The 13855-nt window shown below is 60.3% G+C and carries 14 protein-coding genes; 6 read left to right on the forward strand and 8 right to left on the reverse strand.

Annotated elements, in window-relative coordinates:
* Window positions 1-68 precede the first annotated feature (68 nt).
* Window positions 69-749 carry a response regulator transcription factor gene (locus H7A77_RS14300; protein ID WP_033652557.1) on the forward strand — a complete coding sequence of 227 codons (681 nt, stop codon included), beginning with the start codon at window positions 69-71 and terminating at the stop codon, window positions 747-749.
* Window positions 750-755: 6 nt separating this feature from the next.
* Window positions 756-2081, forward strand: a complete 1326-nt coding sequence (locus H7A77_RS14305; protein ID WP_042785155.1) for an ATP-binding protein — start codon at window positions 756-758, stop codon at window positions 2079-2081.
* A 77-nt stretch (window positions 2082-2158) separates the two neighbouring features.
* Here the strand turns inward: H7A77_RS14305 and crr are convergent, their stop codons facing one another.
* The 5 genes from crr to cysZ all read right to left on the reverse strand — a co-directional run bounded on the left by crr (window position 2159) and on the right by cysZ (window position 7061).
* Window positions 2159-2668: a PTS glucose transporter subunit IIA gene (crr, locus tag H7A77_RS14310; RefSeq protein WP_004936467.1), complete on the reverse strand. Its 510-nt coding sequence runs from the start codon at window positions 2666-2668 to the stop codon at window positions 2159-2161.
* 49 nt (window positions 2669-2717) lie between these two features.
* The gene (gene ptsI / locus H7A77_RS14315; protein ID WP_004936461.1) at window positions 2718-4445 is read right to left on the reverse strand and encodes a phosphoenolpyruvate-protein phosphotransferase PtsI; all 1728 of its coding nucleotides are present in this window, start codon (window positions 4443-4445) and stop codon (window positions 2718-2720) included.
* A gap of 46 nt (window positions 4446-4491) precedes the next feature.
* Window positions 4492-4749: a phosphocarrier protein Hpr gene (gene ptsH, locus H7A77_RS14320; protein ID WP_004936458.1), complete on the reverse strand. Its 258-nt coding sequence runs from the start codon at window positions 4747-4749 to the stop codon at window positions 4492-4494.
* Between the two features lie 399 nt (window positions 4750-5148).
* Entirely contained in the window at window positions 5149-6117 is a 969-nt protein-coding gene (gene cysK, locus H7A77_RS14325) for a cysteine synthase A (protein WP_016926786.1), read from the reverse strand.
* 185 nt (window positions 6118-6302) lie between these two features.
* Window positions 6303-7061, reverse strand: coding sequence for a sulfate transporter CysZ (gene cysZ / locus H7A77_RS14330; protein ID WP_047574154.1), 759 nt, complete (start codon window positions 7059-7061; stop codon window positions 6303-6305).
* 221 nt (window positions 7062-7282) lie between these two features.
* Between cysZ and zipA the strand changes: the two genes are divergently transcribed.
* The 3 genes from zipA (at window position 7283) to H7A77_RS14345 (ending at window position 10624) form a co-directional block, all read left to right on the forward strand.
* Entirely contained in the window at window positions 7283-8308 is a 1026-nt protein-coding gene (gene zipA / locus H7A77_RS14335; protein WP_182074337.1) for a cell division protein ZipA, read from the forward strand.
* 79 nt (window positions 8309-8387) lie between these two features.
* Window positions 8388-10409, forward strand: a complete 2022-nt coding sequence (gene ligA / locus H7A77_RS14340) for an NAD-dependent DNA ligase LigA (RefSeq protein ID WP_072627217.1) — start codon at window positions 8388-8390, stop codon at window positions 10407-10409.
* On the forward strand, window positions 10409-10624 hold the full coding sequence (locus tag H7A77_RS14345; protein WP_004936441.1) for a DUF3820 family protein: 216 nt from the start codon (window positions 10409-10411) through the stop codon (window positions 10622-10624). Before ligA ends, H7A77_RS14345 begins: the two co-directional genes overlap by 1 nt.
* 26 nt (window positions 10625-10650) lie before the next feature.
* Here H7A77_RS14345 and H7A77_RS14350 read toward each other — a convergent pair whose 3' ends face one another.
* On the reverse strand, window positions 10651-11643 hold the full coding sequence (locus H7A77_RS14350; RefSeq protein WP_182074338.1) for a bile acid:sodium symporter family protein: 993 nt from the start codon (window positions 11641-11643) through the stop codon (window positions 10651-10653).
* A 97-nt stretch (window positions 11644-11740) separates the two neighbouring features.
* Here H7A77_RS14350 and H7A77_RS14355 point away from each other — a divergent pair, with 97 nt between their 5' ends.
* Window positions 11741-12661 carry a LysR family transcriptional regulator gene (locus H7A77_RS14355; protein WP_182074339.1) on the forward strand — a complete coding sequence of 307 codons (921 nt, stop codon included), beginning with the start codon at window positions 11741-11743 and terminating at the stop codon, window positions 12659-12661.
* A 1-nt stretch (window position 12662) separates the two neighbouring features.
* On the opposite strand, the gene H7A77_RS14360 is transcribed toward H7A77_RS14355, so the two are convergent.
* Together H7A77_RS14360 and H7A77_RS14365 are read right to left on the reverse strand one after the other, a co-directional pair.
* Window positions 12663-13130 (reverse strand): FlxA-like family protein, encoded by a 468-nt coding sequence (locus H7A77_RS14360; protein WP_021505617.1) that lies wholly within the window; start codon window positions 13128-13130, stop codon window positions 12663-12665.
* Between the two features lie 52 nt (window positions 13131-13182).
* Entirely contained in the window at window positions 13183-13731 is a 549-nt protein-coding gene (locus H7A77_RS14365; RefSeq protein WP_072627219.1) for a nucleotidyltransferase family protein, read from the reverse strand.
* Window positions 13732-13855 lie beyond the last annotated feature (124 nt).

The following is a 13855-nucleotide window of genomic DNA, read 5'->3' on the forward strand; positions in this document are numbered from 1 at the left end:
TGAGTAAAACCGGCTGCGGACCGGCGAAATTGGCGGGAAAATAACGAAAATCGGTGAAGGAGCAAGGCATGAAAATTTTACTGGTCGACGATGACCTGGAGCTTGGCACCATGCTGAGCGAATACCTGACGGGCGAAGGTTTCGACGCTACGCTGGTGCTGACCGGCAAGGCGGGGGTAGAGGGCGCGCTGTCGGGCGACTATACCGCGATGATCCTCGACATCATGCTGCCGGATATGAGCGGCATCGACGTGCTGCGCGACGTGCGCAAAAAGAGCCGGCTGCCGATCATCATGCTGACCGCCAAAGGTGACAACATCGATCGGGTGATTGGTCTGGAGATGGGCGCCGACGATTACATGCCCAAACCCTGCTATCCGCGCGAATTGGTGGCGCGTTTGCGCGCGGTGCTGCGCCGTTTCGAAGAACGGCCGCAAGAAGCGGACGACGAGGCCGCCATCAGCGTTGGCGAGCTGACGTTAAACCCTTCAACCCGCAGCAGCGAATGGCGCGGCAAGGCGTTCGATCTGACCGCTTCGGAATTCAATCTGTTGGAGCTGTTGCTGCGCGCGCCGGACCGTGTGGTGTCGAAGGACGAATTGTCCGAGAAGGGGCTGGGGCGCCCGCGTGAAGCCTATGACCGCAGCGTGGATGTGCATATCAGCAATATCCGCCAGAAGCTGAGCGCGTTGGCCGGCAATACGCTGAGCATCGAAACGGTGCGCAGCATCGGCTATCGCATCCGGTAACCTGACATGCGCGGAAGACTGTTCTGGAAAATTTTGCTCGGCTTTTGGCTGACCTTTCTCATCATGACGCAGGCCCTGTGGGTGGCGTTTTCTCTTTATGGCGATCGCTATGTGCCGCCGGAGAACGCCATGGCGCGGCGGGCGATTGGCCTGCAGCTGACCTCCGCCGCCACCCAATTGCGCAGCGGCGGCATGCCGGCGCTGGAAGCGCTGATGCGCGACTGGCCCGAGGACGACAGGCGTCTGCTGTCGGTAACGCCGATGACCCAACCGCCACCGCCCGCGCCGGAAGAACCGCTGTTTGAAGGGCGGCGGATGCCGAAAGCGATTTCCGCCTGGGTGCAGACCGGGGAAGGGCAGGGATACTGGCTGAGTTATAACGTGCGCGGGCTGCGGGAAGAGTATCGGCCGGAGCGGCGTTCCCATTTCTTCAACATTCCTGCGCCGATGTTGTGGGTCGGCGGGCTGGGCGGTTTGCTGTTCAGCGCCGTATTGGCCTGGAACCTGACCCGGCCGATGCGTCAGCTGCGCGGCGGCCTGGATCGGGTGGCGCAGGGCGATCTGTCGGTGCGGCTGTTCCCGAAAATGCGGCGCCGTCATGACGAGCTGTCCGACGTGGCGCGCGATTTCGACACCATGGCCGAGCGGCTGGAACTGCTGGTCAGCGCCCGCGAGCAGCTGTTGCACGATGTCTCGCACGAACTGCGTTCGCCGCTGGCTCGCCTGCAGTTGGCGATCGGCCTGGCGCGGCAGAATGCCGGCAACGTCGAAACCTCGCTCAAGCGCATCGAACATGAGTCGGGGCGGCTGGATAAAATGATCGGCGAGCTGCTGGCGCTGTCGCGCACCGAACACAGCAGCCTGCCGGACGAGGAGTACTTCGATCTGTACGGCCTGGTGGATGCGGTGGTGAGCGATGCGCGCTACGAGGCGCAGGTGCCCGGCGTGGAGATCGTGCTGCAGGCCGAGTCGGACGTGGAGTATACCGTCAAGGGCAATGCGGAGCTGATGCGGCGCGCGGTGGACAACATCGTGCGCAATGCGCTGCGCTTTTCCAGCCAGGGCCAGCGGGTGACGGTGGCGCTGTCGCGCATCGACAACCAGTTCCAGCTCGCCGTCAGCGATCAGGGGCCGGGCGTAGAGGAGTCGAAACTGTCGAGCATCTTCGATCCATTCGTGCGCGTGAAGTCGGCGCAGTCGGGCAAGGGCTACGGCCTGGGGCTGGCGATTACCCGCAAGGTGGTATTGGCGCACGGCGGCCAGGTTGAGGCGCGCAACGGCGACAGAGAGGGGCTGGTCATTACCCTGCGTATCCCGCGCTGGTCGTCATAACGTAGCGAGATTGGGATACGACGAAGGGGATAAAAAAAAACGGCGCCGAGGGCGCCGTTTATCTTGCTCATTCGCGATTACTTCTTGATGCGGATGATCGGGGTTTCGCCAACGGTCACGCTGCCGGACAGTTTGATCAGCTCTTTGATCTCGTCCATGTTGGAGATAACGACCGGCGTCAGGGTAGACTTGGCTTTCTCTTCCAGCAGTGGCAAGTTGAACTCGATAACGACGTCACCTTTCTTGACGCGCTGACCTTCTTCGGCGATGCGTTTGAAGCCTTCGCCTTTCAGTTCTACGGTATCGATGCCGAAGTGGACGAACAGCTCAATGCCGCTGTCGGATTCGATAGAGAATGCATGGTTGGTTTCGAAAATCTTACCGATGGTGCCGTCAACCGGAGCAACCATTTTGTTGCCGGCCGGTTTGATGGCGATACCGTCGCCAACGATTTTTTCAGCGAACACTACGTCCGGCACATCTTCGATATTGACGATTTCGCCAGAAAGGGGAGCGACGATCTCGATAGTGCCCGTGTCTTTCTTGTCATCAGAAACCAGAGATTTCAGTTTATCGAACAAACCCATGATCTTCTCCTAAGCATTAAATTGGGCGGCGTTCCAGTGTCGTGGAAGTTTAGCAGAGCGTTTTTTCTTCGATGAATTTATTGACGCAATTCATCAGGTCTTGTGCCGTTGGCTGTGCCAAGGCTTGCGCTGCCAACGCCTTCACATCTTCGAAATTCGTGTTGCGAATAATTTTCTTGATGCGCGGGATTGAAATCGCACTCATGCTGAACTCATCCAGCCCCATGCCCAATAACAACAGTGTAGCACGCTCATCGCCAGCCAGTTCGCCGCACATGCCGGTCCACTTGCCTTCCGCGTGAGATGCATCAATAACCTGTTTGATCAGGCCAAGCACTGATGGGGACATCGGGTTATAGAGATGAGAAATCAGCTCGTTGCCGCGATCTACCGCCAGAGTATACTGGGTTAGATCGTTTGTCCCAATACTAAAGAAGTCGACTTCTTTCGCCAGGTGGTGAGCGATGACCGCCGCAGCCGGTGTTTCCACCATCACGCCCACTTCGATGCTCTCGTCAAACGCCTTGCCTTCTTCGCGCAGCTGCGCCTTCAGCGTCTCGATTTCGCCTTTCAGATCGCGCACTTCTTCCACGGAGATGATCATCGGGAACATGATGCGCAGTTTGCCGAACGCCGAGGCGCGCAGGATGGCGCGCAGCTGGGCGTGCAGGATTTCACGGCGGTCCATCGCGATGCGGATGGCGCGCCAGCCGAGGAACGGGTTCTCTTCCTTCGGCAGGTTCATGTACGGCAGGTCTTTGTCGCCGCCGATGTCCATGGTGCGGACGATCACGGCCTGCGAGCCCATGGCTTCCGCCACGGCTTTATAAGCCTGGAACTGCTCGTCTTCGGTTGGCAGCGAGTCGCGATCCATGAACAGGAATTCGGTACGATACAGGCCGACGCCTTCCGCGCCGTTGCGCTCTGCACCCGCGACGTCGCGCACGGTGCCGATGTTGGCGCAGACTTCAACCTGATGGCCGTCCAGCGTAATCGCCGGCAGGTCCTTCAGCTTGGCCAGATCGTTTTTCTCGGTGATGTATTGGTTCTGGGCGGCTTTCAGCTGATCGATAACGTCAGCGGTCGGGTTAACGTAAATCTGGTTGTTAACCGCGTCCAGAATCAGATAGTCGTCGTTCTTCACCTGCTTGGTCACGTCGCTGGTGCCGACGATCGCCGGCAGCTCCAGGGAGCGCGCCATGATAGAGGTGTGGGAAGTGCGGCCGCCGAGATCGGTAATGAAGCCCAGCACTTTGTCCAGGTTCAGCTGCGCGGTCTCGGACGGGGTCAGATCGGTGGCCACCAGGATCACTTCGTCCTGAATGGAGCCCAGATCGACGATAGGCATGCCCAGAATGTTCTGCAGCAGGCGTTTGCCGATGTCGCGCACGTCGGCGGCGCGTTCTTTCAGGTATTCGTCGTCCAGCTCTTCCAACGCTTTCGCCTGGCCTTCGATTACGGTGTAGGCGGCGGCGTCTGCGGAGGCCAGATCGTCTTTGATTAGGGCTATGATTTCCTGCTCAAGCTCTTCGTCTTCCAGCAACATGATGTGGCCTTCGAAGATAGCTTCCTTCTCTTCGCCGAAGGTTTCGCCAGCTTTGGTCTTGATCGCTTCCAGCTGTTCGGACGCTTTCGCGCGGCCGGCCAGAAAACGCGAGACTTCCTGCTCTACTTGATCAGCAGAGATTTTCTTCCGGTTGATGACAATGTCGTCTTCTTTCAGCAAGAGAGCCTTACCAAAAGCGATGCCCGGTGATACTAAAATGCCTGAAATCATAACCCTACCTTACTCTTGACTGGTGTTAACTAAAAAGACGGGCCGATTACTCAAGCTCTGCCATCAGTTTTACCAAGTGCTCAACGGCTTTCTGCTCGTCTTCACCTTCAGCGGAGATGGTCACTACGGTCCCTTGAGTCAGCCCCAGAGTTTGCAGTTTGAACAGGCTTTTGGCGCTGGCGCTTTTGCCGTTGGAGGTTACGGTGATGTCAGACGTGAAGCCTTTTGCTTCTTTAACGAACTGAGCGGCAGGGCGAGTATGCAGACCATTCGGAGCGGTAATAGTAACTTCTTGCTGGAACATTGATGTTTCCCCAACTTATTGGATTAATGTTGTGGAGCTAAAGTTTAGCCCAGGGGCCTGACTTTAGCTTGTCTGGTTATAGCGCCTGACTATGGACAGGGGCGAACGTTGATGCAACAGAAAACGACGCGTTAGGCACTTCAGATCAAAAAACTCGGCTTTTGACGTCGTTCCAATCCGCTCCCCATTATGCCCGATTCGCCGCGTCGGCGACAGATGAGTAAATCGATTCAGCCTTGACCGGGCTCGGAGAGTGATTAATTTTGCGCATCGAAATAATGCACCGTTAAATACTAAAGGCGACGGGCAAAAGCAATCTTGGACTGCTATAAAGTTTGATCCAGTCCACAAAAAAGCACCCCGCGGGGTGCTTTTTTAGCGATTTGTGCAGTGCCGGAATTACTGCTGCAATTCCTGCTCGGTGAACAGATCGGCAAACAGCGCGGTGCTGAGATAACGTTCGCCGGAAGAGGGCAGGATAACCACAATGGTCTTGTCGGCGAACGCCGGTTCTTCGGCCAGTTTTACCGCCGCCGCGACCGCTGCGCCGGAGGAGATGCCCGCCAGGATGCCTTCTTCGTCCATCAGACGGCGCGCCATGCTGATGGCTTCGTCGTTGGAGATTTTTTCGACGCGATCCACCAGGTCCAGATCGAGGTTGCCTGGAATGAAGCCGGCGCCGATGCCCTGAATTTTGTGCGGGCCCGGCTTCAGCTCTTCACCGGCCAGCGCCTGGCTGATGACCGGCGAGTCGGTCGGCTCGACCGCCACGGTGGTGATGGCTTTGCCTTTGGTGTTCTTGATGTAGCGGCTGACGCCGGTCAGCGTGCCGCCTGTGCCGACGCCGGAGATAAACACGTCGACTTCCCCGTCAGTGTCTTCCCAGATTTCCGGACCGGTGGTTTTTTCATGGATGGCCGGGTTGGCCGGGTTGCTGAACTGCTGCAGGATCAGGTAGCGGTTCGGATCGGTAGCGACGATCTCTTCCGCTTTGGCGATGGCGCCTTTCATGCCTTTCGCCCCTTCGGTCAGCACCAGATTGGCGCCCAGCGCCTTGAGCAGCTTGCGGCGCTCGATGCTCATGGTTTCCGGCATGGTCAGCGTCAGCTTGTAGCCGCGCGCGGCGGCCACGAAGGCCAGCGCGATGCCGGTGTTGCCGCTGGTCGGCTCCACCAGTTCCTTGCCGGCGGTCAGCACGCCGCGTTGTTCCGCATCCCAAATCATATTGGCACCGATGCGGCATTTGACGCTGAAGCTCGGGTTGCGTGATTCAACCTTGGCCAGAATGCGTCCGTTGCCGATACGGTTCAGACGAACCAGCGGCGTATGGCCGATTGTTAATGAGTTGTCTTCATATATCTTGCTCATAGCCCGTCCTTTAACTCTATGAAAATGTGGGGAACATCGAAAGCATACGCTAACAGTACCGGCAGGGAAGTAAAGAATTGGTATATCTATATGTTATTAGGAAATAAGTTTTAAGCACAATGATAAGGGCGCGAAATGCGCGCCCTGTCGAAAATTCCCGCGCTGTCGGCGGTAAAAAACGGCGATTATCGGACGAATTGCGTGCGATAACGATCGACCCACATCGCGGTGGCGCCGCAGACGGCGACCGGCAGGATCACCAGGTTGAGGATGGGGATCATGGTGAAGAGGCTGACCAGCGCGCCGAACTGCAGATTGTCGGTTTTGTGCTGGCGCAGTGCGCGGCGCATATCGGCAAAGCTCACCTTGTGGTTGTCGAACGGATAGTCGCAATACTGGATCGCCAGCATCCAGGCGCTGAACAGGAACCACAGCACCGGCGCCACCGTCTGGCCGATGCCGGGCACGAAGTACAGCGCCAGCAGCAGCAGCGCGCGCGGCAGGTAATACATCAGCTTGCGCCATTCGCGCGCCATGATGCGCGGCAGGTCTTTGGCGATGCCGAGCAGGCCGGTGTCCGGCAGCGGTTTGCCGGTCAGGCTGCCTTCGAGCTGTTCGGCCAGCAGGCCGCAGAACGGGGCGGCGATCAGGTTGGTGAGGGTGCTGAACAGATAGCTGAACACCAGCAGCACCGAAATGACCGCCAGCGGCCACAGCAGGTAGCTCAACCATTGCAGCCAATCGGGAACGTGGCTCATCATCGCCGGGATCCAGTCGCCGAGGCGGCTGAACAGCCACCAGAAAGCGGAGCCCATCAGCAGCACGTTGACCAGCAACGGCAGGACCACATAGCGTTTAATCCCCGGGCGCGAAATCAGGCGCCAGCCTTCGGCGAAATAATGAATGCCGCTGGTGGAACGGGAAGGGGGCTGCGTATAGGACATATCTTAAGTTATCTCGTTGTCTGAACAGGCATCATTATCATATAGGGATGATTTTCCACTGGCTAGGGTAGGGTTGGCTGAAAAACCAGCAGAAAAAGGCAGTATAATCATCTTTATTGGCATAAAGTTCAGCACGGACTTGCACTTGTGTGCGCGGGCAAATAGAGTTAAAGAGTGAATGTTTGCCGCGGTGGCAATGTATTGGAACAACAGAGATAGCAATGATGCAGGATTTGCGTCTGATATTAATCGTTGTTGGCGCGATCGCCATAATAGCGCTGTTATTGCACGGTCTGTGGACCAGTCGCAAAGAACGGTCAGCGCTCTTCCGCGATCGCCCAGCCAAACGTTCCCAAAAGGAACGTGAACAAACTCCGATCGACGATCTCGAAGAAGGCGTCGGTGAGGTGCGCGTACGCGCCGCTCACCCGCAAGACGAGCCGTCATTCGGCCATTTCGATGCCGCACGCGAAGAACCCGTGGCCGCGCCGAAGCCCGCTCCGGCGGCTGCGCCTGCGCCCCGCGCCGTTCAGCCGGCTGCTCATCAGACGCCGCCTCCGCTGTCTCAGCGGCCGGAGTACGATGACATCCTGCTGAACAACTACGCGCCGGACGAAGAACCGGCCGAGCCGCAGCAACCGCAACCGGCCGTGCGCCGCGAGCCGCGCGTTGACGATCTGCCGCATGAACATGAGGCGCCGCTGGCGGCGGAACCGGCATTCCACGCCGAACCCGCCCCGGTGCAGCAAGCGCCGGAAGTGAAGCCAGCGTCGGAACCTGCACCGCAGCCGCAACAGCCGGTCGCTGCGCCAGTACAGGCTAAACTGAAAGAGACCGTGCTGGTGCTGCACGTCGCGGCCCATCAGGGCGGCGTGATCGGCGGCGAAGTGCTGCTGCAGAGCGTGTTGCAGGCGGGCTTCCAGTTTGGCGAGATGGGCATCTTCCACCGCCATATCAGCCCGGCCGGCAGTGGCCCGGTGCTGTTCAGCCTGGCGAACATGGTCAAGCCGGGGTCGTTCGATCCTGACATGATGTCCGATTTCTCCACGCCGGGCGTGTCGATGTTCATGATGGTGCCGTCTTACGGCGACGCCAATCAGAACTTCAAGCTGATGCTGCAGTCGGCGCAGCGCATCGCCGACGACGTGGGCGGTGTGGTGCTGGACGACGAGCGCCGCATGATGACGCCGCAGAAGCTGGAAACCTACAAAGCGCGTATCCGTGAAGTGTTGGAAAACAACGCCTGACCGGGTTGCCGCGCGCACTGAACATCCGTAACAACAAAGCCCCCGCTAGCCGGGGGTTTTTTATCTTTGATGGTGAGCCATGGAATCGATAATCCAACAAATCAATCAACTACGAGCCACATTGCGCCATCATGAATACCAGTATCATGTGCTGGATGCGCCCGAAGTGCCGGATGCGGAATATGACCGCCTGATGCGCGAGCTGCGCGAGCTCGAGAGCGCGCATCCGGAGCTGATCACCGCCGATTCGCCGACCCAGCGCGTGGGCGCGGCGCCGCTGGCGGCGTTTGATCAGGTGCGTCACGAAGTGCCGATGCTGTCGCTGGACAACGTGTTCGACGAAGAGAGCTTCCTGGCGTTTTACAAGCGCGTGCAGGACAGGCTCAAGAGCAGCGATCCGCTGACCTTCTGCTGCGAGCTGAAGCTGGACGGCCTGGCGGTCAGCCTGCTGTACGAAGACGGCGAGCTGGTGCGTGCGGCGACGCGCGGCGACGGCACCACCGGCGAGAACATCACCTCCAACGTGCGCACCATTCGCGCCATCCCGCTGCGCCTGACCGGCGACAACATCCCGCGCCGGCTGGAAGTGCGCGGCGAAGTGTTCATGCCGCAGGCCGGGTTTGAACAGATGAACGAAGAGGCGCGGCGCAAAGACGGCAAGGTGTTCGCCAATCCGCGCAACGCCGCCGCCGGTTCGCTGCGCCAGCTCGATCCGCGCATTACCGCCAAACGCCCGCTGACCTTCTTCTGCTATGGCGTCGGGCTGCTGGAAGGCGGCGAGCTGCCGCGCAGCCACTTTGAACGCCTGATGCAGTTCAAGGCCTGGGGCCTGCCGGTCAGCGATCGCGCCCAGCGCCGCACCGGCAGCGAGGAAGTGCTGGCGTTCTATCGCCAGGTCGAGCGGGACCGCGCACAGCTCGGTTTCGATATTGACGGCGTGGTGATCAAGATTGACGACATCGATCTGCAGGAAACGCTGGGCTTCGTGGCGCGTGCGCCGCGCTGGGCGACGGCGTTCAAATTCCCGGCGCAGGAGCAGATCACCGTGGTGCGCGAAGTGGAGTTTCAGGTTGGCCGCACCGGCGCGATTACGCCGGTGGCGCGCCTTGAGCCGGTGCTGGTGGCCGGGGTGACCGTCAGCAACGCCACCTTGCACAACGCCGATGAAATTGAGCGGTTGGGGCTGCGCATCGGCGATACGGTGATCGTGCGCCGCGCCGGCGACGTGATCCCGCAGGTGGTGGGCGTGCTGGAAGACCGTCGGCCGCAGGATGCGCGCGAAGTGGTGTTCCCGCTGCACTGCCCGGTGTGCGGTTCCGACGTTGAGCGCGTGGAAGGCGAGGCCGTGGCGCGTTGCACCGGCGGTCTTATCTGCGGCGCGCAGCGCAAAGAGGCGTTGAAGCATTTCGTTTCCCGCCGCGCGCTGGACGTTGAAGGCATGGGCGACAAGATCATCGAGCAGCTGGTGGACAAGGAGTACGTGAAGAACCCGGCCGACCTGTTCCGGCTCTCCGCCGGCATTCTGACCGGCCTGGATCGCATGGGGCCGAAATCGGCGCAGAATCTGGTCAACGCGCTGGAGAAATCCAAGCAGACCACCTTCGCTCGCTTCCTGTATGCGCTCGGCATTCGCGAGGTCGGCGAAGCGACCGCCGCCAACCTGGCGGCGCATTTCGGATCGCTCGAGAAGCTGTTCGCCGCCGACATCGAGGCGCTGAAAGAGGTGCCGGACGTCGGCGAAGTGGTGGCCAAACACACGCGCAACTTCCTCGATGAAGCGCTCAATCAGCAGGTGATCAACGAGCTGGTGGGCGCCGAGATCGGCATCCGCTGGCCGGCGCCGGTGGTGGTGGCGGCGGAAGAGATAGATAGCCCGTTCGCCGGCAAAACCGTGGTGCTGACCGGCTCGCTGAGCCAGCTGTCGCGCGACGAAGCCAAAGATCGCCTGACGGCGCTGGGCGCCAAGGTCAGCGGCAGCGTGTCGAAGAAAACCGATCTGGTGATCGCCGGCGAGGCGGCCGGCTCCAAGCTGGCGAAGGCTCAGGAGCTGGGTATCGCCGTGATCGACGAAGCGGAGATGATCCGCTTGCTGGGTGAGTGATGGAAAAAGAAAACCTGCTGGAGATCGCCAATACCGTGATGCCGTTCGGCAAGTACCAGGGGCGGGTGCTGATCGATCTGCCCGAAGAGTACCTGCTGTGGTTCGCCCGCAAGGGTGAATTCCCCAAAGGCAAGCTCGGCATGCTGATGGAGATGACGCTGGCGATTAAAATCGAAGGGCTTGACCACCTGGTCAAGCCGCTGAAGAAAAGCTGAACTGACGGGCCTCGGCCCGTCTTTTTTTACCCGCGCGACGCCTGCGCGTTGGGCACCGCCTGTTGCGCCTGCTGCTTGCGCTGATACCTTTTCGCCAATACCGCACAGGTCATCAGCTGCACCTGATGGAACACCATCAGCGGCAGCACCATGATCCCCACCGTCGCCGCCGGGAACAGGATATTGGCCATCGGAATGCCGTTCGCCAGGCTCTTCTTCGAACCGCAGAATACGATGGTGATCTCGTCCGCTTTGCTGAACCCCAGCCAGCGCGCCATGTAAGTGTTCACCACCAGCACGATCGCCAGCAGCACGATGCTGCCACTGACGATAAACGCCAGTGAGCCCATCCCTACCTGATGCCAGATGCCGTGCGTCACCGCCTCGCTGAAGGCGGCGTACACCACCAGCAGAATCGAAGTCTGATCGGTTTTTCCGATAAGCGGCCGATGGCGCTCGATCCAGCCGCCGATCAGCGGCCGCAGCAGGTGACCGGCGACGAACGGCACCAGCAGCTGCAGCACGATCGAACCGACCTGCCGCAGGCCGCCGGTATCGCCGTGCACATTCATCAACAAGCCGACAAGCAGTGGCGACACGAAGATCCCGAGCAGGCTGGAGGCGGAAGCGCTGCATACCGCCGCCGCGACGTTGCCGCCCGCCAGCGAGGTGAAGGCGATGGCCGATTGCACGGTGGCCGGCAGGATGCACAGGTAGATGAAACCGGCGTACAGCTCGGGGCTGACGTCGATCGGCGCCCACCAGGCAAACAGCACGCCCAGCGCCGGAAAAATGATGAAGGTGCTGCACATCACCCACAGATGCAGCCGCCAGTTGTTGCTGCCGGCCAGGATGGCCTCGCGCGACAGCTTGGCGCCGTGCATGAAGAACAGCAGGGCGATGGCGGCGATGGTCAGGGCGTTGAGCCAGCCGACGAACTCGCCGCGCGCCGGCAGGAACGACGCCAGCAGCACGGTAGCGATCAGCGTCAGGGTAAAACGATCGGGCAGAAATCTCATGGCGGTGCGCTCAGGGTCGAAAATCGATAGGGCTATTCTCCCGCGCGGACATATAATAATTAAATTGATTTATTTAATTCATATATGAATAAAACACATGAATTACTCACTCAAACAGCTGCGGGTGTTCGTCGCCATCGCCCGCCACGGCAGCTTCAGCCGCGCCGGTGAGGCGATCGGCCTGACGCAATCGGCGGTCAGCCACAGCGTGAAAGAGCTGGAAGCGGAGGTCGGCGTGCGGCTGCTGGATCGCACCACGCGTGAAGTGGTGCTGACCGACGCCGGTCTGCGGTTGGCCAACCGGGTCGAGCGGCTGCTGGATGAACTGCAGTCCGCTTTGCTGGATGCGCGCAGCTTTGGCGTACAGCGCAGCGGCACGGTGCGGGTGGCGACGAGCCAAACCATTTCCGCCCATCTGATGCCGCAGTGCATCGCCGCCGGCGAGCGTGAATACCCGGAGATCCGCATCATGCTGCGCGATCAGGCGCAGCAGCAGGTGCTGCACAGCGTGCGCAACGCCGAGGTGGATTTCGGCATCGTGGTCGATCCGGTACAGGCGGTAGATCTGGAGTGCGAAGCGGTGCTGCACGAGCCTTTCCTGTTGCTGTGCCGCGACGATCACCCGTTTGCTGCGCAGCAGGCGGTGCGTTGGTCGGCGTTGAACGGTTGCCGCCTGGTGTTGCAGGATTATGCGTCGGGCAGCCGACCGCTGATCGACAGTGCGCTGAGACAGCAGGGCGTAGAGGCGCAGGTGGTGCAGGAAATCGGCCATCCGGCCACGCTGTTCCCGATGGTGGCGGAGGGGATTGGCATCAGCATTTTCCCGGCGTTGGCGCTGCCATTGCCGGAAGGGGGACGGCTTAGGGTGCGGCGGCTGGTGCCGGAAATTAACCGCGCGCTGATGCTGGTGCGGCGCAAGAACCGCTCACTGACGCCGGCGGCGGAGGCCATCTGGCAGGTGGCGCGTCAGCAGGCGGCGCTGCTGCAACAGCGCCGACGGGAAAACGCGGCATATTGACTCAGATATAGACGTCCACCGCGTTGAGCGGCGTTGGGCGGTTTACGCCGTCGCCGGATTTCGCCGCGGCTTTTTCCATTTGCTCCTGCTGCTGCTTTTCCATTTCTTCTTTCTGGATGCGCGCGATCTCGGCCTGCAACATCTTGATCTGCGCTTCGATCAGCTGTTTCTGCTTTTCGATCTCTTTGGGATCGGCGTCGGAATCCTTCAGTTCCACCAGCTTTTGCTGCAGCGCCTGAATCTGCCGGTTCAGCGCCTTGATGCGCGCCGAAGCGCGGCTTTCATTGAGGTTAACCGGTTCGTCATTGCCGTTGGCGCGTTCGTTTTTCTCCATCTTGCCGCCTTGCGGCTGGTTGTTGACCGGTTTGGCCATCAGCAATTCGCCCTGATGGCCCGGCGCGCTGAAGACGTTGCTGACGCCGGGGACGGTATTCTTGATCGGTACGATCATGGTGATGGTGGTCGACATGGTTGCTCTCCCTGAGTCTGGATCTCGCTGTTCAGGGTATCGGCAGCGGCGGCTAAATCTTTACCTGCCGCAGACGCGGCCAGCGCAGCAGCCAGCCTTTGTCGACCACGCGCTGGGCATAGGCCGTGCGATCGCCATTTTTCACGTTGAAGGTAATGGTGTCGTTGAACAGCGCCGCGAGCCCGAAAGGGGCGACCAGCGTGATGCTGTCGTCGGCGTTCAGGCGCGCGCCGATCGCCGTTTCCACTTCGGTCCAGAAGCTGATGGCCTCTTCGCTGTTGCGGTAGGGCGCGCGGCCGCTGCGCAGGTGCATGCGCGCCTGGTTCTTGACCGACCACGGCTGCGGCAGCCACTGCTGCAGCCGCGCCTCCAGCATGCGATCGCGTTCGGCGTCCGCCCGCTCCGCATCGAAGTGGATCACGTCGATATCGTTGAGCGGCGTGGGCTCCGCATAGCCGTGGCGCCGATCCCACACCAGGTTGCGCACAAAGCCGGCGCCGAGGCACCAGTCATTCAGGCCGAGCCGGCGCACGGTGCGCAGGGCGGCCATGCGCGCGCTATCTTGTTGCAGCCAGTCGATAATTTGCCGTTGCGGATCCATCACCCCTCCTGTTTTCGCGGCTACTGTAACCCGAAGCGGCGGCGGGTGAAATGGGGAGATGCGCGATGGCGGCGATAGCAGGCAAATTAATTTTCTTGCTTCACTGACTACACTTGGTGCAGGG

Origin of the sequence: Serratia sp. ME47 (assembly GCF_903970925.1) — a bacterium.
Taxonomy (GTDB): domain Bacteria; phylum Pseudomonadota; class Gammaproteobacteria; order Enterobacterales; family Enterobacteriaceae; genus Serratia; species Serratia ureilytica.